At 61.5% G+C, this 19,785-nt stretch carries 18 protein-coding genes; 8 read left to right on the top strand and 10 right to left on the bottom strand.

Translation table 11 applies throughout. From position 1 onward, the window contains the following. Window positions 1–3 precede the first annotated feature (3 nt). The gene (gene urtA / locus P3R82_RS12150) at window positions 4–1,296 is read right to left on the bottom strand and encodes an urea ABC transporter substrate-binding protein (RefSeq protein WP_183900576.1); all 1,293 of its coding nucleotides are present in this window, start codon (window positions 1,294–1,296) and stop codon (window positions 4–6) included. 217 nt (window positions 1,297–1,513) lie between these two features. On the opposite strand from urtA, the gene P3R82_RS12145 reads away from it, so the two are divergent. The 3 genes from P3R82_RS12145 to P3R82_RS12135 all read left to right on the top strand — a co-directional run bounded on the left by P3R82_RS12145 (window position 1,514) and on the right by P3R82_RS12135 (window position 7,083). Beyond that, the gene (locus P3R82_RS12145) at window positions 1,514–4,903 is read left to right on the top strand and encodes an ATP-binding protein (protein WP_283194015.1); all 3,390 of its coding nucleotides are present in this window, start codon (window positions 1,514–1,516) and stop codon (window positions 4,901–4,903) included. Then, entirely contained in the window at window positions 4,896–5,804 is a 909-nt protein-coding gene (locus P3R82_RS12140) for a response regulator transcription factor (RefSeq protein ID WP_283194014.1), read from the top strand. Before P3R82_RS12145 ends, P3R82_RS12140 begins: the two co-directional genes overlap by 8 nt. Window positions 5,805–5,898: 94 nt before the next feature. Next, window positions 5,899–7,083: an acyltransferase gene (locus P3R82_RS12135; protein ID WP_283194013.1), complete on the top strand. Its 1,185-nt coding sequence runs from the start codon at window positions 5,899–5,901 to the stop codon at window positions 7,081–7,083. Between the two features lie 6 nt (window positions 7,084–7,089). Here the strand turns inward: P3R82_RS12135 and P3R82_RS12130 are convergent, their stop codons facing one another. The 7 genes from P3R82_RS12130 to P3R82_RS12100 all read right to left on the bottom strand — a co-directional run bounded on the left by P3R82_RS12130 (window position 7,090) and on the right by P3R82_RS12100 (window position 13,773). After that, entirely contained in the window at window positions 7,090–8,058 is a 969-nt protein-coding gene (locus tag P3R82_RS12130; RefSeq protein ID WP_283194012.1) for a D-glycerate dehydrogenase, read from the bottom strand. A 188-nt stretch (window positions 8,059–8,246) separates the two neighbouring features. Further along, the gene (locus tag P3R82_RS12125) at window positions 8,247–9,374 is read right to left on the bottom strand and encodes a branched-chain amino acid ABC transporter substrate-binding protein (RefSeq protein WP_183900581.1); all 1,128 of its coding nucleotides are present in this window, start codon (window positions 9,372–9,374) and stop codon (window positions 8,247–8,249) included. A 119-nt stretch (window positions 9,375–9,493) separates the two neighbouring features. Continuing rightward, window positions 9,494–9,847, bottom strand: coding sequence for a DUF6867 family protein (locus tag P3R82_RS12120; protein WP_183900582.1), 354 nt, complete (start codon window positions 9,845–9,847; stop codon window positions 9,494–9,496). A 24-nt stretch (window positions 9,848–9,871) separates the two neighbouring features. Continuing rightward, a complete protein-coding gene (locus tag P3R82_RS12115; RefSeq protein WP_183900583.1) occupies window positions 9,872–10,600 on the bottom strand; it encodes an ABC transporter ATP-binding protein in 729 nt (242 codons plus the stop codon). After that, window positions 10,600–11,475, bottom strand: coding sequence for an ABC transporter ATP-binding protein (locus P3R82_RS12110; protein ID WP_283194011.1), 876 nt, complete (start codon window positions 11,473–11,475; stop codon window positions 10,600–10,602). The genes P3R82_RS12115 and P3R82_RS12110 overlap by 1 nt, the downstream gene beginning before the upstream one ends. Then, window positions 11,475–12,866 (bottom strand): high-affinity branched-chain amino acid ABC transporter permease LivM, encoded by a 1,392-nt coding sequence (gene livM, locus P3R82_RS12105; RefSeq protein WP_283194010.1) that lies wholly within the window; start codon window positions 12,864–12,866, stop codon window positions 11,475–11,477. Before livM ends, P3R82_RS12110 begins: the two co-directional genes overlap by 1 nt. Before the next feature lie 4 nt (window positions 12,867–12,870). Next, entirely contained in the window at window positions 12,871–13,773 is a 903-nt protein-coding gene (locus P3R82_RS12100) for a branched-chain amino acid ABC transporter permease LivH (RefSeq protein ID WP_183900586.1), read from the bottom strand. 380 nt (window positions 13,774–14,153) lie between these two features. On the opposite strand from P3R82_RS12100, the gene cysQ reads away from it, so the two are divergent. Together cysQ and P3R82_RS12090 are read left to right on the top strand one after the other, a co-directional pair. Continuing rightward, complete coding sequence (gene cysQ, locus P3R82_RS12095; protein WP_283194009.1) at window positions 14,154–14,936, top strand: 3'(2'),5'-bisphosphate nucleotidase CysQ; 783 nt, start codon at window positions 14,154–14,156, stop codon at window positions 14,934–14,936. 125 nt (window positions 14,937–15,061) lie between these two features. Continuing rightward, window positions 15,062–16,111, top strand: coding sequence for a DUF2793 domain-containing protein (locus tag P3R82_RS12090; RefSeq protein WP_283194008.1), 1,050 nt, complete (start codon window positions 15,062–15,064; stop codon window positions 16,109–16,111). Window positions 16,112–16,116: 5 nt separating this feature from the next. Here P3R82_RS12090 and P3R82_RS12085 read toward each other — a convergent pair whose 3' ends face one another. Continuing rightward, window positions 16,117–16,854, bottom strand: a complete 738-nt coding sequence (locus P3R82_RS12085) for a LuxR C-terminal-related transcriptional regulator (protein WP_283194007.1) — start codon at window positions 16,852–16,854, stop codon at window positions 16,117–16,119. Between the two features lie 399 nt (window positions 16,855–17,253). Here P3R82_RS12085 and P3R82_RS12080 point away from each other — a divergent pair, with 399 nt between their 5' ends. Together P3R82_RS12080 and P3R82_RS12075 are read left to right on the top strand one after the other, a co-directional pair. Beyond that, complete coding sequence (locus tag P3R82_RS12080; protein ID WP_007533628.1) at window positions 17,254–17,529, top strand: DUF1153 domain-containing protein; 276 nt, start codon at window positions 17,254–17,256, stop codon at window positions 17,527–17,529. Between the two features lie 328 nt (window positions 17,530–17,857). Continuing rightward, window positions 17,858–18,136: a GNAT family N-acetyltransferase gene (locus P3R82_RS12075; RefSeq protein WP_183900589.1), complete on the top strand. Its 279-nt coding sequence runs from the start codon at window positions 17,858–17,860 to the stop codon at window positions 18,134–18,136. A 111-nt stretch (window positions 18,137–18,247) separates the two neighbouring features. On the opposite strand, the gene P3R82_RS12070 is transcribed toward P3R82_RS12075, so the two are convergent. Then, window positions 18,248–18,598: a hypothetical protein gene (locus P3R82_RS12070; protein ID WP_018897078.1), complete on the bottom strand. Its 351-nt coding sequence runs from the start codon at window positions 18,596–18,598 to the stop codon at window positions 18,248–18,250. Between the two features lie 440 nt (window positions 18,599–19,038). On the opposite strand from P3R82_RS12070, the gene ctrA reads away from it, so the two are divergent. Continuing rightward, entirely contained in the window at window positions 19,039–19,740 is a 702-nt protein-coding gene (ctrA, locus tag P3R82_RS12065; protein WP_003542362.1) for a response regulator transcription factor CtrA, read from the top strand. Window positions 19,741–19,785 lie beyond the last annotated feature (45 nt).

The following is a 19,785-nucleotide window of genomic DNA, read 5'->3' as shown; positions in this document are numbered from 1 at the left end:
CACTCAGGAGCCCTTGCCGCCGCACTTGCCCGTGGCAACGTTGAAGTTGCCGCAATTCAGGGGCTTGCGCCAATCGGAGATCAGGTCCTTGGAGTCGGGCAGGAAATCGGACCATTCGTCGCCGACGACAGCAGGGGTCTGCTGGACGATTTCGAACTGGCCGTTCGCCTGGATTTCACCGATCAGCACAGGCTTGGTGATGTGGTGGTTCGGCATGACGGTGGCGTAGCCGCCCGAGAGGTTCGGAACCGTGGTACCGACGATCGAGTCGAGAACCTTGTCCGTATCGGTGGTGCCGGCGGCCTGCACGGCCTTGACCCAGGCATTGAAGCCGATATAGGCCGCTTCCATCGGGTCGTTGGTCACGCGCTTGTCGTTCTTGGTGAACTCTTTCCACTGCTTGATGAACTTCTTGTTGGCCGGGCTTTCGACCGACTGGAAGTAGTTCCACGCAGCGAGGTGGCCGACGAGCGGCTTGGTGTCGAGACCGGCAAGCTCTTCTTCGCCGACCGAGAAGGCGATGACCGGGATATCGGTTGCCTTGACGCCCTGGTTGCCGAGTTCCTTGTAGAAGGGCACGTTAGCGTCGCCGTTGATCGTCGAGACGACGGCCGTCTTCTTGCCGGCCGAGCCGAATTCCTTGATCTTGGAGACTTCCGTCTGCCAGTCGGAGAAGCCGAACGGCGTGTAGTTGACGATGATGTCTTCCTTCGGAATGCCCTTCGAGATCAGGTAGGCTTCGAGGATCTTGTTGGTGGTGCGCGGATAGACGTAGTCGGTGCCTTCGAGAACGAAGCGCTTAACGCCTTCCTTCTCCATGAGGTAGTCGACGGCGGGGATCGCCTGCTGGTTCGGAGCGGCGCCCGTGTAGATGATGTTGCGCGAGGATTCCTCGCCCTCATACTGGACCGGATAGAACAGGATCGAGTTGAGTTCCTCGAAGACCGGCAGGACCGACTTGCGCGACGAGGACGTCCAGCAACCGAAGACCGCCGCGACCTTGTCCTTTTCGATCAGCTCGCGGGCCTTTTCGGCAAACAGCGGCCAGTCGGAAGCCGGGTCGACGACGACGGCTTCGAGCTTCTTGCCGAGAAGGCCGCCCTTCTTGTTCTGCTCGTCGATGAGCATCAGCATGGCGTCTTTCAGCGTCGTTTCGGAAATCGCCATCGTGCCGGACAGCGAATGCAGGACGCCGACCTTGATGGTGTCGTCGGCCGCAACGGCTCCCTGGAACGCGGCCGTGGCCGACATGACGGCGCCGAGCAAGGCACCGGAAACATATGATCGCAGATTCATCTGGTTGATCCCCTCTTCTTGTTCCGACAACAGGCCTGAAACGGCGATTAACTGTTGCTTAAGGGACTATCCGGTGCTGCAGTGCGAAAGCGTATACGTGATATGACGTAGGTGACGGGGCGAAATCTGCAGTTTTGCGTTGCACCGCACTCTTAAGCCTCGCCCCGTTCCATGTTACGAACGCATGACAAGGGGAACGAAGGGGCCGGTTACGGGCATGGCAGCGCGGCAACGCATTATTCCGGTCAGGCGCGAGTACAATCGCTGGGTCGCCAACCAGACGCTGGAAGATTATGCGCTGCGCTTCACCGCCAAGAGCGCCCGGCAGTTCTCCTCGCAGCGCATCTCGCAGACGGCGATCGGCGCCATCTCCTTCCTTGCGCTGGAGGCGATCGGCGGCGCCATCACGCTGTCCTACGGCACGACCAACGCCTTCTATGCCATCATCGTCGCCTCGATCGCCATGCTGGCCATCGGCCTGCCGATCAGCCGCTACGCGATCCGCCACGGCGTCGATATCGATCTTCTGACGCGTGGCGCCAGCTTCGGTTATATCGGCTCGACCATCACCTCGCTGATCTACGCCAGCTTCACCTTCATGCTGTTCGCGATCGAGGCGTCGATCATGTCCGGCGCGCTGGAACTGACGCTCGGCATACCGCTTTGGATCGGCTACATCATCAGCGCCGTCATGGTGATCCCCCTCGTCACCCACGGCGTGCGGCTGATCAGCCGTTTCCAGCTTCTGACGCAACCCTTCTGGATCGTCCTCAACATCCTGCCCTTCCTCTTCATCGCCGTGATGGACTGGGAGAAGTTCGACCTCTGGCGCGCCTTTGCCGGCATTCGCCATGCCTCCGGCCCGCCCGGCACGACCGCCCCCTTCGATCTCGTCGAATTCGGCGCCGCGTCGGCCGTTATCCTGGCGCTGATGTCGCAGATCGGCGAGCAGGCCGACTTCCTGCGCTTCCTGCCGCCGGAAAAGCAGACAAAGTGGCGCCACCGCCTCGCCGTCTTCCTCGCCGGCCCCGGCTGGGTCATCATCGGCGCGCCGAAGCTGCTTGCCGGCTCCTTTCTCGTCGTGCTCACCTTCGCCTCCGGGGTGCCGGCCGACCGCGCCGCCGATCCGGCCCAGATGTATCTGACGGCCTTCGGCTACATGATCCCCTGGCAAAACGCCGCCCTGCTCCTGATGGCCGCCTTCGTGGTCGTCTCGCAGCTGAAGATCAACGTGATGAACGCCTATGCCGGGTCGCTCGCCTGGTCGAACTTCTTCTCCCGCTTGACCCACAGCCATCCCGGCCGCGTCATCTGGCTGGTGTTCAACGTGGCGATCGCGCTTCTCCTGATGGAGCTCGGCATCTACAAGCTGCTCGAGGAAACACTCGGGATCTTCTCGATCATCGCCATGGCATGGCTCTGCACCATCTCGGCCGATCTCTTCATCAACAAGCCGCTCGGCCTTGCGCCTCCCGGCATCGAGTTCAAGCGCGCCCATCTCTACGATATCAACCCGGTCGGCCTCGGCGCCATGATGCTGTCGGCGACAGCGGCGCTCATCGCCCATTTCGGCGTCTTCGGCGCCACCGCCGCCTCGCTCGCGCCCTACATCACCCTCGTCGTCGCCTTCATCGCCTCGCCCGCCATAGCCTGGGCCACGAAAGGCAAATTCTACCTCGCCCGCAAGCCGCGCCAGAGCTGGAAGAAACTCACGGATATCACCTGCTCTGTCTGCGAGCATGCGTTCGAGCCCGAGGACATGGCGTGGTGCCCGGCCTATGCCGCGCCGATCTGCTCGCTCTGCTGCTCGCTCGACAGCCGCTGCCACGACATGTGCAAACCGAACGCGCATCTGAATGCGCAGGTCGGCACCGTCGCCCGGGCGGTGCTGCCCGAGACGATCGTCGAGAAGCTCACCACCCGGCTCGGCCGCTACGGCATTGCCGTCGCGCTGGCGCTGACAGCGGTTGGCGCCATCCTGGCGATGATCGCCTATCAGGTCTCCTCGGCCTCGCCCGAGACCGCCGAGGTCGTCAACGGCACGATCCTCATCGTCTTCTTCGTCTTCGCCGTCATCGCCGGCGTCGTCTGCTGGTTCTACGTGCTGGCGCATGACAGCCGCGTCGTCGCCGAGGAGGAATCCTCGCGCCAGAACACGCTGCTCCTGAAGGAAATCGCCGCCCACAAGAAGACCGACGCAGCACTGCAGGCCGCAAAGGAAACCGCCGAGGCCGCCAACCGCGCCAAGAGCCGCTACGTCGTCGGCCTCAGCCACGAGCTGCGCACGCCGCTCAATGCCGTGCTCGGCTACGCCCAGATCCTTGAGCGCGACGAGACCATCCCGACGCCGCGTCAGTCGTCGATCAAGGTCATCCGCCGTAGCGCCGAACATCTCTCCGGCCTTATCGACGGCCTGCTCGATATCTCGAAGATCGAGGCCGGCCGCCTGCAGGTCTATTCCAACGAGATCAACATCCAGGATTTCCTCGACCAGATCGTCGACATGTTCCGCCCGCAGGCGCTCGCCAAGGGACTGACCTTCCAGCACCAGCGCGCGCCCGCCCTGCCGCAGTTCGTGCGCACCGACGAGAAGCGCCTGCGCCAGATCCTCGTCAATCTGCTGTCCAACGCCATCAAGTTCACCGACGAGGGCACCGTCACCTTCGACGTCGCCTATCGCAGCCAGGTCGCCACCTTCACCGTGACGGACACCGGCCGCGGCATCGCCGAGAAGGACCTGAGCCGCATCTACGAGCCCTTCCAGCGCGGCGAGGCCGACAGCATCCGCCCCATGCCCGGTCTCGGCCTTGGGCTGACGATCACCCGGCTTCTGACCAACACGCTCGGCGGCGAAATCCTGGTGGCCAGCGAGAAGGACAAGGGCTCGACCTTCAAGGTGCGGCTGATGCTCTCGGCCGTGCTGCGCGAGATGGCGGCCCCGCCGCAGGAAAAGAAGATCGTCAGCTACGACGGCCCGCGCCGCACCATCGTCGTCGTCGACGACAACGAGGACCACCGCGAGATGATGCGCGAGATCCTGGCGCCGCTCGATTTCGTCGTGCTGACGGCGGCAAGCGGCATGGATTGCCTGACGCTGATCGAAGGCATCCAGCCAGACCTCTTCCTGGTCGACATCCTGATGCCTGGGATGAACGGCTGGCAGCTGGTCTCGCGCCTGCGCGAAGCCGGCCAGACCGCACCGATCGTCATGCTCTCCGCCAACATCGGCGACGTCGCCGCCCATGGCGACAGCGACGACAGCCACAATGACGCTATCGGCAAACCGGTCGACATCCGCCGCCTGCGCGACAAGCTCGCGCTTCACCTCGGCCTGAAATGGCTCTACGCCGAAGCAGCCCCCGCATCGCCCCCGAAGGCCGAACAGGTCATGCTGCAAAGCCCCGGCGACGCGCATGTCCAGGAACTGCTGCGTCTTGGCGAGATCGGCTATATCAGGGGCATCGAGGCGAAGCTCGCCGACCTTGCCAAGGTGGAGGCAAATCAGCCATTCACCGAGGAACTTCGATCCTATGTCGCCGCCTTCGACCTGAACGGCTTCATGACCTTCCTGCACCGCTTCGACGAAAAGGTGGAACACATTGGCTGAACTCCCGCGCGACATCGTTCTGTTGGTCGACGACTCGCCGGAAGCGCTCGGCTTTCTCACCGACGCGCTGGAGCAATCCGGCTTCTCCGTCCTGATCGCCACTTCGGGTTCCGCCGCGCTCAACATCGTCGAGCGCATCACCCCCGACCTGATCCTGCTCGACGCGGTGATGCCCTCCATGGATGGCTTCGAGACCTGCCGGCGGCTGAAGGCCAACCCTGCGATCAACCAGATCCCCGTCATCTTCATGACCGGCCTGACGGAGACCGAGCACGTAGTCCACGCGCTCGGCTCGGGCGGCGTCGATTATCTGACCAAGCCGATCAACATCGATGAACTGCGCGCCCGCATCGGCGTGCACTTGCGAAACGCCCGCTCCGCCCAGAGCGCCCGCGTTGCGCTCGATGCAGCCGGCCGCCATCTGCTGGCGGTCAAGGGCGACGGCAACATCCACTGGTCGACCCCGCAGGCCACCCGCCTCGTCAATGCCGCCATGGGCAGCGACGACGGCATGGACACGGTGATCGCAACGATCGCGAACTGGATGAAGGACCGCGCCCCCGCCACCCGCGACGCGGCCATCGCCGTCGCCCATGGCGGCCAGGACGTGCTGCAGCTCGCCTTTCTGGGCACGATCGGCCCCGACGAATATCTCTTCCGCCTGACCGCCAGCCAGCGCGCCGACGATCAGGTGCTGCGCCAGCGCTTCGCGCTGACCCACCGGGAATCCGAGGTGCTGCTATGGATCGCCAAGGGCAAGGCAAACCGCGATATCGGTGAAATTCTCGGCCTCTCCGCCCGCACCGTCAACAAGCACCTGGAGCAGATCTACGTCAAGCTCGGCGTCGAAAACCGCGCCTCCGCCGCCGTCAAGGCAGCCCACGTGCTGCACGAGACGTAGCTTGGCCCTGGGCGCACAGGATTTCTTAAAGCCATTCGCGTAAAGCTGGTGAAACCCGAAAGGGATCGCGGCTGCAACGAATTGGTGGCGGGTCATGAAGGACAGGCTTTACTATGTGGATCGGTTGCGGATCTCCGCCTTCGCGATCCTGATCCTCTACCACTCCTCCGCCGCTTTCTTCCCCGACATGGGCTGGCTGATCCACAGCGCGCGCACCAGCCAGACGCTGTCCCTGATCATGGACTTTCCGCGCGCCTGGCGGCTGGCGCTGCTGTTCTTCGTCTCCGGCATGGGCGCCGCCTTCTCGTTCCGCTCGGACCAGAGCGTCGCCTTCGTGTACAAGCGCACCATCCGCCTACTCGTGCCCCTGCTCTTCGCAATGGCAGTCCTCCTCGTGCCGCAGGTCTGGTACGAACGCATGTACGAGAACGGCTACGATGGCTCGCTGCCGACCTTCTGGTTGACACGCTATTTCACCGAGGGGCGCTATCCCACCGGCAATTTCACCTGGGCGCACATGTGGTTCGTCGCCTATCTGCTGGTGATGTCGGTGATCTGCTATCCGATCTTTGTCTACCTCAGCCGGCCGAAAAACGGGATCATGGCCTGGTTCGAGCGCGTCGCGAAGACCTGGGCCATCTACCTCTTCGTCCTGCTGCCGCTGGCGCTGAACCTCGCGCTCTCGCCGATCTATCCGAAGGAAACCAATGCGCTCTACAATGACGGCGCCTGGTTCGCGGTCTGGGCGAGCTGGTTCGGCCTGGGCTTCCTCATCGCCCGCAATCACCAAACCCTGATCGGGCCGATCATCGCGAAGCGCTTTGTCAGCGCCGCGATCGCGCTCGCCACGACGGTGTTTCTCTATGCCTTCGCCTGGCTTGCCCCGGCCGAGCAGGCGATCGGCAGCTACGCCAATGACACCCCGCTCTTCAAGGCCGCGATCTTCCTGCTCGCCTGGTCGATGATCCTGACACTCGTCGGCTTCGCCGCCCGCCATTTCAACCAGCCGGATGCGCGGCTGGTGACCCTCAATCGGCTGGTTTTCCCGCTCTACATCATCCACCAGACGGTCGTCGTCGCCGCGCTCTACTATGTGCTGCCGCTCGGCCTGCCCGCCGTGCCGAGCTTCCTGATCATCGCGGCCGCGACCTTCGTAGTGTCCGGCCTCTTCGCCATCGCCGTGGACTTCATACCCGGCCGCGCCCGCCTGCTCTTCGGCCTCGATGCCAAGCCGGCGAACACGGCGGGCCGTCGCAACACCGTCGGCGTGGAGCGATAGAGCGGATCAGACGACCCGGTCAGGCGGCTCCCTGCCCTCGAAGAAGGCGGTGAGATTGTCCACCACCTTCATTCCCATCGCATTGCGCGTCTCTTCCGTCGCGCTGCCGAGATGCGGCAGGAGAACGACATTCTCCATTTTCAATAGCGCCTCCGGCACCTGCGGCTCCGCCTCGTAGACATCGAGCCCGGCGCCACGGATCACGCCATTTTCCAGAGCCGCGATCAGCGCCGCCTCATCGACGACATCGCCGCGCGCCGTGTTGATCAGATAGGCGCCGGGCTTCATCGCCGCGAAACGCGATGTGTTCATCAGGTGCCGGTTCTCGGCCCCGCCGGGGCAATGGAGCGACACGAAATCGGCCGCCGCCAAGACATCCTCGACACTCGCGAGTTGCCTTGCCCCATAGCGCGCCGCCTCATCAGGATCGACCGTCGAGCGATTGTAGAACACCACATCCATGCCGAAACCGAAATGGCAGCGCCGGGCGAAGGCCTTGCCGATGCGCCCGAAACCGATGATGCCCACCGTCTTTCCGGTCACCTTGGTGCCGATCATATGCGTCGGGCACCAGCCTTTCCATTCGCCGGCCCGCACCTGCCGCTCGCCCTCCCCGCCACGGCGCGCCACCGCCAGCATCAGAAGCATGGCGATATCGGCGGTGCAATCGGTGAGCACGCCGGGCGTGTTGGTCACCACGACGCCGCTCGCCTTCGCCGCCGCGACATCGATATGGTTGAAGCCGACCCCGAAATTGCCGAGGATCTTCGCCCGGATCTCGCCTTCGAAAACGGAAGCCGGAAGCTTGTCGGAGACCGTCGGCAGCACGGCGTCATACATGCGCAACGCCTCTGCGATCGCCTGCGGCGACATTGGCACATCGCCTGTGTTGAACGTGGCCTCGAAACGCTCGGCGAGTACCGCCTCGACGGCATTGGGCCAGCGGCGCGTCAGCAGAATTTTGGGGCGGGGCATGGCCTATCCGTATGTCTGGTTGCACGCCGACGGAAAAATCCTTGGCGCCGCAACCTGTTGAATGCGCGGGCGATCCTAACCGGATCATCCGCGATCGCAAGGCCACTGGGCGGCGGCACGGTTCGGATTGCCGCAAAACGAAAGAAGCCCGGCACGAGACCGGGCTTCCAGATTGAGAACGAAAGTTCTTACTTCGCAGCAGCCTGCGGGAAGTAGGAGAACTTGCCGTCAGGACCCTTCTTCCACTCGTACATGACGTAGCCCGGGATCTTCGGGTCGCCCTTTTCGTCGAACGAGATGTCGCCGAGAACCGTCTTGAACGGACCCTTGGCCTTCATCGCCGCGGCGACGGCTTCAGCGTCGACCGAGCCGGCTGCCTTGGCAGCGCCTGCAATAGCCTGCATCGCGGCGTAGGAGTACAGCGTGTAAGCTTCCGGATTGAAGCCGGCGGCCTTGAACTTCTCGACGAGTGCCTTGTTGTCGGGGTTCAGCGTCGCGTCCGGACCGAACGTGTTCAGCGTGCCTTCGACAGCGTCGCCGGCGATCGATGCCAGTTCGTTCGAAACGATACCGTCACCCGATACGAGCTTCGCCTTCAGGCCCTGGTCGGCGGCCTGGCGGATGATCAGACCAGCTTCGGTGTGGAGACCACCCCAGTAGATGATCGAAACGCCGGCTTCCTTCATCTTGGCGATGAGAGCCGAGAAGTCCTTGTCGCCGACGTTGATGCCTTCGTACATGACTTCGGTGAGACCAGCGGCATTCATGGCCTTCTTGGTTTCGTCAGCGAGGCCCTGGCCGTATGGGGTCTTGTCGTGAACGACGGCGACCTTGGCGTCCTTGAAGTTGTCGGCGAGATACTTGCCGGCGATGCCGCCCTGCTGGTCGTCGCGACCGCAAGTACGGAACGTGTTCCACAGACCACGCTCGGTGAACTGCGGGTTCGTCGCGGCCGGCGTGATTTCGAGGATGCCGTTTTCGGCGTAGACTTCGGACGCCGGGATCGAAACGCCGGAGTTGAAGTGGCCGATAACGAACTTGACGCCGTCAGCCGCGAACTTGTTGGCGACCGAGATGCCCTGCTTCGGGTCGGACTGGTCGTCGCCGAGCACGATCTTGATCTGCTCGCCGTTGATGCCGCCAGCAGCGTTGATGTCGGCAGCTGCCTGCTCGGCACCCTTCTGGAGCTGTGCGCCGAACGCAGCGTTCGGACCAGTCAGCGGACCGGCAACGGCAACCGTGATGTCGGCCCATGCGTTGCCGCTGAAGGCGACCATCGCCGTCAGAGCCACTGCCGACAGAAGAGACTTCTTCATTATGTTACTCCCAGTTTTTTAGCGGGTTCCGTTCCATGACCCAGCGCATCACCCACTTTACTGCGCCGGGAAACCTGTTCCACTCGGAGAGGTAATTTGTCCCTAGATTCAACCGGCTGTCAATGTTTTGCCTTCCAGGAGAAGGCGGAAGTCTTTTCGTAGAGCCAGTAGTAGTTGTTGACCATCTGGTTGGTCCGGCGATAGCGGTAGCCGGCCGTCGAGAAGATCAGAAGAAGCACGAAATCGATGGCATAGTAGAACAGGCTGAGCGCCGGTCCATTGAACAGCGCGTGATGCAGGAACTGCATCGCCGCCGCCAGAAGCACGGTGTAACCGATGACGATCGGGTACTCGCTCCAGCCGTCGGCCGCCGCCTTGCCGGCACGCCATGCGGTCCAGAAACCGATCAGTACCACGAGCAGGCGGATGATGCTGCGAACGACGGTATCGCCTTCAAAGAAAAGTCCCTGCATATCAAAGTCTCCCCTTCGTCATGCTCAATGCCGTCCGCCTTCGAGATAGGCGGCGCGAACCTCGGGATTGGCGAGCAGTTCCTGGCCGGAACCCGACATCGTCACCTTGCCGTTGACCATGACATAGGCCCGGTCCGACAGCTTCAGCGCCGCGAATGCGTTCTGCTCGACGAGGAACACGGTCAGTCCCTCATCCTTGTTCAGCTTCTTGATCGCCTCGAAGATACCCTTGACGATCAGCGGCGCGAGACCGAGCGACGGTTCGTCGAGGAGCAGCAGCTTCGGGCGCGCCATCAGCGCGCGGCCGATCGACAGCATCTGCTGCTCGCCGCCCGAAAGCGTGCCGCCGCGCTGCGTCTGGCGCTCCTTCAGGCGCGGGAACATCGCAAAGATCTTCTCGACGTCTTCCTTGAAGTATTTCAGGTTATCGAGGCCGGCGCCCATCTGCAGGTTTTCCATCACGCTCATGCGCGGGAAAATGCGGCGTCCCTCAGGCGACTGCGCGATGCGCAGGCGGGCGATTTCGTGGGTCGGCATCTTGGTGATGTCACGGCCCTCGAAGATGACCGAGCCGCTGCGGGCCTGCGGGCTGCCGCAGATCGTCATCATCAGCGTCGACTTGCCGGCGCCGTTGGCGCCGATCAGGCTGACGATCTCGCCCTTGTTGACCTCGACATCGATCCCGGCAAGCGCCCGGATGTTACCGTAATAGGTTTCGACGCCCTGGACCTTGAGAAGTGGCTGACCGGTCATCAGTTCGTACCTCCTTCGAGGCTCTCGACGTCTGCGATCACTTGTTCCACTTCCTCATCCTCGACGCCGAGATAGGCCGCGATGACCCTCGGATCGTTCTTCACATGGTCCGGCGTGCCGTCGGAAATCTTCTGGCCGTATTCGAGCACCACCACATGGTCCGAAATTTCCATGACCACCGACATGTCGTGCTCGATCAGCAGGATCGACGTGCCGCTGTCGGAGCGAATACCGCGCAGGAGCGTGTTCAGCGCCGCCGATTCACGCGGATTGAGGCCAGCCGCCGGCTCGTCGAGGCACAGAAGCTCCGGCTCCGTGCACATGGCGCGCGCGATTTCCAGACGACGCTGCGCGCCGTAGGGCAGATCGCCGGCCGGATCGTCGGCGCGATCGATGAGATCGGCCTTTTCCAGCCAGTGGCGGGCAAGCTCGATCGCGTTCTTTGCTTCCGCGCCGTAGCGGCCGACGCCGAGCAGGCCGAGAATGGTGTAGCCGGACGCGCGCATCAGCTTGTTGTGCTGCGCGACCAGCAGATTTTCGAGAACGGTCAGGCCCGAGAACAGCCGGATGTTCTGGAAGGTGCGGGCAACCTTGGCTTCGCGCGTGATGCGGAAATCGGGCAGCCGCTCGAGCAGATATTCCTTGCCGGTCTTCTGCTGCAGCGTGATCATGCCCATGGTCGGCTTGTAGAAACCGGTGATGCAGTTGAACACCGTGGTCTTGCCGGCGCCGTTCGGGCCGATCAGCGCGGTGATGTCGCCGCGCTTGGCTTCGAACGAGAAGTCGTTGATCGCCATCAGGCCGCCGAACTTCATCGACAGGTGCTCGACCTTGAGCAGGGTATCGCTGGTCATGGTTGTTTCCTGAGGGCTCATCAGCCGTGGCCCTCCTTGGTGAAGCTGCCGGAAACGGCTTTTCGTTCCTTGAGGAAGGCGGTCGGTTCACGCGAGCCCACGAACCCGCGCGGCTTGATGAGCATGACGATGACCATCGCCAAGCCGAAGAGCAGCATGCGGTAGAGTTCCGGCGTGAAATCAGGCCCGAAGATGAGCTTCAGGAACTCCATTTCGCGCAGCGCCTCGGTACCGCCGATCATGACGATCGCGGCGATCGCGATGCCGGTCAGCGAGCCCATGCCCCCGAGAACGACGATGGCGAGGATGACGGCTGATTCCAGGAACACGAAGGATTCCGGCGAGACGAAACCCTGGCGGGCGGCGAAGAAGGAGCCGGCGAAGCCGCCGAACATCGCACCCGTGGCGAAAGCCGTGAGCTTCGTCGTCACCGTGTTGATGCCGAGCGAACGGCAGGCGATCTCGTCTTCACGCAGCGCTTCCCACGCACGGCCGATAGGCATGCGGCGCAGGCGGATGGTGACGTAGGCCGTCAGCAGGCAGAGCGCCAGGATCAGGTAGAAGAGGAAGATCTTGTAATAGGCGGCCGACATCGGAAGACCGAACGTCTTTGCGAAACCGTTCGCGCTGGCATCGAAGGGAATGCCGAACAGCGTTGCCTTCGGAATGCTCGAGATGCCGAACGTGCCCCTTGTCAGGTCCGTCCAGTTGATCAGCACGAGGCGGATGATTTCACCGAAGGCCAGCGTCACGATCGCCAGATAGTCGCCGCGCAGACGCAGCACCGGGAAGCCGAGGATGATGCCCCAGAGACCGGCGAGAATGCCCGACAGCGGCAGCAGAACCCAGAAGGACAGGCCGAAATAGCTCGACAGCAGCGCGTAGGAATAGGCGCCGACCGCGTAGAAGGCGACGTAACCGAGATCGAGCAGACCGGCGAGACCGACGACGATGTTCAGGCCCCAGGCCAGCATCACGTAGATCAGGATCTGGATGCCGAAGTTGTCGACCCACTTCAGCGAGCCCTGGGCGCCGACCAGCGCCACGATGACGACGGGATAGAGCACCAGCGCCAGAAGCGCGATCTTCAGGAAGTGGGCGTGGAAGAACCCCTTCCCCGCCGAGATATCGAGCTCGCCGCTGCGCGCCTTGGCGAGCTTGCGGGCATCCAGATGCGGACGCAGGAACACCACGATCGCGAACCGGCCGACGGCCGCGATGGCGACGAAGATCGCCAGCATGCCCCAGCGCTGCACGACGACGAGTTCGTTGCTGATGTTCTGCTGCGTGCCGAGACCGACATAGAGAACGAACATGCCGAAGGAGATGACGGCGGCGAAAATAGCTTCTTTAATACCCTTCTGGACAAGTCCGGATGCGGGCTTGCCAGGGGTGTTTTCAACATTTGCCATGACGTTAAACCTTCTCGACTTCCGGCCGGCCCAGGATACCTGTCGGCTTGAAGATCAGCACGAAAGCGAGGATGGCGAAGGTCGCCACATCCTTGTAGGCGATGGTGAAGTAGGCCGACCAAAGACTTTCGATCAGGCCGATCATCAGACCGCCGAGAACAGCGCCCGGAAGCGAGCCGATGCCGCCGAGAACGGCCGCCGTGAACGCCTTGACGCCGGGCACGAAGCCGTCGTTGAAGTTCACCACGCCGTAATACATCAGGTACATCGTGCCGGCGACGGCGGCGAGTGCGGCGCCCATGATGAAGGTCACCGAGATCGTCTGGTCGACATTGACGCCGAGCAGCGCCGCCATCTTGCGGTCCTGCTCGGTGGCGCGCTGCGCGCGGCCAAGCGCCGTGTGATTGACGAGATACCAGAAGACGGTGAGCAGCACGGCCGTGATGATGATGATCACGATCTGCTTCAGCGAGATGGTGATGCCACCGATGTTATAAACGCTGCTGATCAGCGGCGGGATCGGCTTGTTGCGCGGACCCTGCGTCACCTGGATGAAGTTCGACAGCACGATCGACATGCCGATCGCGGTGATCAGCGGCGCCAGCCGGAACGAACCGCGCAGCGGCCGATAGGCGACGCGCTCGATCGTCCAATTCCACAAACTCGTCATCAGCATCGCGATAAGCAGCATGACCAGCAGCAGAACCGCGACTGGAAGACCGGCGAAAATGGATGTGAGGACGAGAAAGACGATAAGGGCGGCGAAACCACCGATCATGAAAATATCGCCATGGGCGAAGTTGATCATGCCGATGATGCCGTAAACCATCGTATAGCCGATAGCCACGAGGCCATAGATGGATCCAAGAGTCAGCCCGTTGATGAGCTGCTGGACAAAATATTCCATATGTCTTTCCCCTGGACACAGAAGCGTGAAAAGCCTGCGTCTCTTGTTATTAGAGCCCTTGCTGGGCCCTTGTTGGAAGATTTCATACTGTTTTCAAGGCAAAAGGGAAGCGCAAAATTGCAATGCTCCAAAGTTCTTTACCGTTTTGGTGAAAATGACTTTCTGGAGTTCAGAAAGTTGATTTTTTCAACACAATCCAGCCTCCAACGCCACTTTTCACCGCAAATTCACTTCTCACATGCATCTTCGTCTTCCGCCTGTCCGGCGACAAACCGCCAAACCACGGCTGCGTCCTTTTGCGACGGCGGCACGGCGGTGCAATCAGGTGCGAAAGCGACTATATGATAGACATGACAGAGAAGCGATCGAACCGGTCCGCGATGCTTGAGACGTTTGAACGTGCCGCGCTGCAGGCCGGCAAGGCGATCATGGATGTGTACCGGGCCGGCTGCACCGCCGCCAGCAAGGCCGACAACAGCCCGGTGACGATCGCCGACGAAGAGGCCGAGCGGATCATTCTCGCGCATCTCCGTCGCGATTTCCCCGATATTCCGGTCATTGCCGAAGAATCGGTCGCGGCCGGCATCGTGCCGGCGGTCGGCTCGTCGTTCTTCCTAGTCGATCCTCTTGATGGCACGCGCGAATTCGTCGACAAGCGGCCCGAGTTCACCGTCAACATCGCTTTCATCGTCGATGGCCACCCGGCGGCCGGCATCGTCTTCGCGCCCGCCATGGGCGTGGCCTTTCTCGGCGAGAGCGGCACGGCCGAGAAGCTGCATATCGGCCCGGACTTCCGCGTCGAAAAGCGGCTGCCGATCAATGTTCGCCTCGCCAGGGCCGAACGCACGGCGCTTGCCAGCCGGTCGCACGACAGCCCGCGGACGGCGCGCTTCCTGGCCGAGCAGGCCATATCCGAGTGCAGGAATATCGGCTCGTCGCTGAAATTCTGCCTTCTTGCGGAAGGAGAAGCGGACGTCTATCCGCGCTTCACCCGTACCATGGAGTGGGATACCGCGGCCGGCGACGCGATTCTGCGGGCCGCCGGTGGCTGCACGGTAACGCTCGACGGCCGCCCCCTCACCTACGGCAAGACAAGGCAGGCCCACGACGCCGACTTTGCCAATCCGGATTTCATTTCCTGGGGCAATGCTCCCCGGCTTTGAGCGCGGGGACGTCTTTCGCGATTATCCGTTTGAAATCAGCGGGCGACCACGCGCGCCGTCCCCCTTTCCCGATACGCTCCTACGATTTGCGGCAGTGAAACCGGCCGCAAAACGGGAGCTCGATCGTGTCGGACCAGACAAACAACCTCGCCTTGCCCTACATCCTGCCGTCCCAGGCGCAGAAGCATGTGCCGCACAACGAGGCGCTGCAGCGCCTCGACACCGTGGTCCAGCTGGCGATCCTCGGCGAACGCCAGTCACCGCCTGAAACGCCGACCGTGACACCGGCCGAAGGCGATCGCTACCTCATCGGCGCCGATCCCCAGGGCGAATGGCTCGGCCGGCAAGGACTGATCTCCGTCTGGCAGGACGGCGCCTGGGCTTACCTGTCGCCCAATCCGGGCTGGCGCGCCTTCTTTCTCGACACCCGCCAGCTGCGTGCCTTTGACGGGACGAACTGGAACACGATCTCGCTCGACGCCGACGGCTCGCTGCCTATGATCGGCGTCAATGCGGCGGCGGACGCGGTCAACCGGCTGGCGGTCGCCTCGGAGGCCAGTCTCTTCAGTCACGAAGGGCAAGGTCATCAGCTCAAGATCAACAAGGCCGATCCGTCTCAAACCGGCACGCTTCTCTTTCAAACCGGCTGGTCGGGCCGCGCCGAGATAGGGCTCGCGGGAAGCGACGCCTTTTCGATCAAGGTCAGCGGCAATGGAGACGACTGGTCGACGGCGCTCATCGTGTCACCCGATGGCCTGGTGCGCACGCCGTCCCGGCCGATCGTGCGGGCATCGCCCGCGGCCGGAACCTCCTCTCCGCCATCGGCAAGCCGCACCGGCTTTACGGATATCCACGCCGAGCAGGGCGGCTTTGAACTCGGGGCCGCCGTTCCCTCCGGCACTGGCGCGCGGCTCATCGTTCCGGCGGACGGCCTTTACCTGCTGTCGCTGTCCTCGAGCACCCTCACCTCCTCCGGCCACGGCGTGGCGATCGAGGTCAATGGCACGACGGTCGTTGCCAATGCGAACGGCCCCGCCTCGGCATCACCCGCGCGGCAGATCGCGACCACCATCGTCTCGCTGAACCGGGGAGATTGGCTCGCCTTGCTGCACAGCGGCACGGCGCAATACGAATTCGGAGCCGCGAAGACCGAATTCTGCGCCGTAATGCTCTGACGACATTACAGCAGGCGGAAGCGGAATGCCCGCGCGACCGCCTGCATGCGATTGACGGAATCGAGCTTGCGCATCGCGCTCTTCAGATATCCGACCACCGTATGCGGCGAGAGCTCCAGTATGATGGCGATCTCGTCGCTGCTCTTGCCGGCCGCAGACCAGCGCAGGCATTCGATCTCGCGGCTGCTGAGGCTCTCCAGCGGCTGCTCGGAGACCTGCAGGCGAGCGTAGAGGTCGAGAAATTCCATCGCGCTGAACACATGCGCCATCGCCTCCTGGCGCGAAAGATCCGCCCGCGCGCCGGAAAAGGCGAAAATATACGGCTGGCGATCGGCGTCATGCAGCACGAAGGCAAATGTGCGACGAAATCCCAGTTCCCGAAACAGGCCGGTGATCCGCCGGTTCTTCGGGTTCGCCGCGCTGCTTTCGAACGCGCTCACATCGAATGACACCGGCAGGCTGGATTTCCTGAGCTCGCAAACAAGCGCGCTATTGTGAAACAGGTCATCCTCGTCATAGGCGGCAACGAGGCTCTCCGGCCAGCTGCTGAAGATGTGGTTTCCCGCGAAACCGCCATTGTCGCCGTGGGGAAAACCCGCGAACAAGTATTGGTTGAAGCCCGCCGCTTTCGCGAGCCGCGCCAGGCGCTGCCTGGGATCGGTGGTCGATAGGCTGGTTTTTTCCGACGATAAAAAAGCAATATCCGCCGCGCCGTCTTGCACGGCGCGTTCTTCATTCCGCATCGATTTCGTCCTTCAAAGGCTAAATTTGCCTGAAAACGCTCTTCTGGCAGCAACAATCAAAGTATAGGAAAAGAAAAATCGCTCGCTTCAACACCAGGCAAAGCCCGCACTTCTATCCCCAACACGGACAGAAAGAACAATCGCGACGACGCACGATCTTCTATCTGCCATTGGGGAGGCTTATAGTTTGACGAAGATCAGACAACTAATATTCATTGTGCATGGCTCCCATGCGCTCATGGCAAATTTACGTAAGGGAAGCCATGCGCGGCGACCCGCCAAAGCGCCGTAATCCGACGCGGTTAAATTTATTATCAAAGTGTTACGATGCGTTTAGGCAATTTTTAAATGTGACAAGCTAGAGTGGCTCTCGTGGTCTTGAGTTGTGTAGAGAGTCCAATGACCGAAATGATACGTCCCCGAGTTAAATATGTCATCGGCCCCGATGGCAGCCCGCTGACGATTGCGGATTTGCCGCCGCCGAATACTCGGCGCTGGGTAATTCGCCGCAAGGCGGAGGTTGTCGCGGCTGTGCGCGGTGGCCTGTTGAGCTTGGAAGAAGCTTGCGAACGCTATACCCTGACCGTCGAGGAGTTTCTCTCCTGGCAGTCCTCAATCAACAGCCATGGTCTTGCCGGCCTGCGCACCACGCGCATCCAGCAGTATCGCCATTGATTAGTTTTTGAAGTTCATTCCATTTCAGTTCGGGCCGACCGCACATCGCAAGATGTGAAGCCGGCCCGAAGCTTTTGTTGCTTGCCGGCATTCATTCCATTGCCGAACTGAACCGACACTCCAGGCGCGGCCACCGTCCACAAAGACCACTCGGACAGGGGCTGCGCGAGCAAGGCTCGGCATCGGCTTCGCAAGCGCCAGCCCCGCCAATTCCCCTTCATCGAAAACGCTGCCTTTCTTCGAACAATGCGTCACCCCTTGGCGACCTTTGCTTTGCGCGGGCGCCATGGCACGTTTCGTTCGACGCAATCGAAAGGAGACGGTTCGGATGAAGATCACCGACGAAGAAAACGCATCGGGTGGCCGCTACGTGGCCGAGCTTGAAGGCCACCAGGCCGAAATGACCTATTCGCGCACATCGCCGAAACTCATCATCATCGATCATACCGGCGTGCCGGACGCGCTGCGCGGCAAGGGCGTCGGCCAGGCTCTGGCGTTGCACGCGGTCGAAGCCGCCCGAACCGGTGGCTGGAAAATCATTCCGCTCTGCCCCTTCTTCAAGGCGCAGGCGGTTCGCCACGATGAATGGCGCGACGTCATCAATTGAGCTTCTGACGGCGAAAAACGCCAAAAGCCATGTATGACGGACAGCACGCCCGTCATGCATGGCTTTTATGAGATGACACCCCGGATGCCCGAAGGCATCGATCATCCTGGCTTAGGCTCGTGCCCGAACCGCTCCGTCGCGCTCCTCGAGCGCGGCAGCGCGTGCATATTCCGCCTGCATCTCTTCGAGCGTCTGCTCCAAGGCCTCTTCCTGCATCCTCAGTTCCTTGATCGAAACCTGAAGATTGTCCGCGCGCTGGCGTGCTGCCTTCGCGAAGGTGGGATAGGCGAAGTGATTCGGGTCGGAAATGCCGGACTTCTTTTCCTCGACGACGATCTGGCTCTCCAGATCCTTCGTCATACGGTCAAATTCAGACATCATCATCTGCAACTGCTGCAGTTGACGACGCTTTTCGTTCACCTGAAACTCTTTCAGACGAACTAGGCTCTCACGCGACTTCATACGCATTACTCCAGTGATGCGAGACCCCGGCTTCACTTGAAACCGCCCTTTAGCTGCCGCCTTCATGCGACTTGCCCAAAAAATTTCCCTCGGCGTTAACAAAAACCTACCGCTGGTAACCTTTCGTTTACGGGCATCGTTAATGATAGTGCCGATGATTTAAGGGTCGGTAAACACAACTACGCGATTTCCGGTCCGTTTCATTGGTGAGTCGAATGAATCGCTTGCCGGCCTTTCTTAATGTAACAGTTGAGAATAGGGCCTTGCGGATTCTCGTTGGAAAACAGCGGAATGGACAAAATATTTAATAAATTGATTACCTCTTGCCAGAGTGAATCAGAATTTGTTAACCATTTCGTGGCAGCTTCCAAATCACGCAGTGACATTTCTGTATCGCGTAGGGGCCAGACCACCTTTCGGCGGCGGTAAAGGGGATAAGAATGCGGGTACTACTCATCGAAGATGACAGCGCGACAGCGCAGAGCATCGAACTGATGCTCAAGTCAGAAAGTTTCAACGTCTACACCACCGATCTAGGTGAAGAAGGCGTCGATCTCGGCAAGTTGTATGATTATGATATCATCCTTCTTGATCTCAACCTTCCAGACATGTCCGGATATGAAGTGCTGCGCACTCTCCGCCTGTCCAAGGTTAAAACACCGATCCTGATCCTTTCCGGCATGGCCGGCATCGAGGACAAGGTTCGCGGTCTCGGCTTCGGCGCCGACGACTACATGACCAAGCCTTTCCACAAGGACGAACTGGTTGCTCGCATTCATGCGATCGTCCGTCGTTCCAAGGGTCACGCCCAGTCGGTCATCATGACCGGCGAACTGATCGTCAACCTCGACGCCAAGACCGTCGAAGTCGGTGGCCAGCGCGTTCACCTGACGGGCAAGGAATACCAGATGCTGGAGCTGCTTTCGCTCCGCAAGGGCACGACCCTCACCAAGGAAATGTTCTTGAACCACCTTTACGGCGGCATGGACGAACCGGAACTGAAGATCATCGACGTCTTCATCTGCAAGCTGCGCAAGAAGCTCGCGAACGCGGCCGGTGGCGCCAACTACATCGAAACCGTCTGGGGCCGCGGCTACGTTCTGCGCGAGCCGGATGGCGCCGAGTACGCCGAAACAGCCTGATATCCGATTTCGGTCCCTACGCCGATCATCCTTGAAATCCCGCCT

It is taken from the genome of Rhizobium sp. AN80A (genome assembly GCF_030053015.1).
Lineage (GTDB): Bacteria > Pseudomonadota > Alphaproteobacteria > Rhizobiales > Rhizobiaceae > Rhizobium > Rhizobium metallidurans.
The sequence above is the reverse complement of the archived record's forward strand: the minus strand, read 5'-3'. Positions and strand labels throughout refer to the sequence as shown.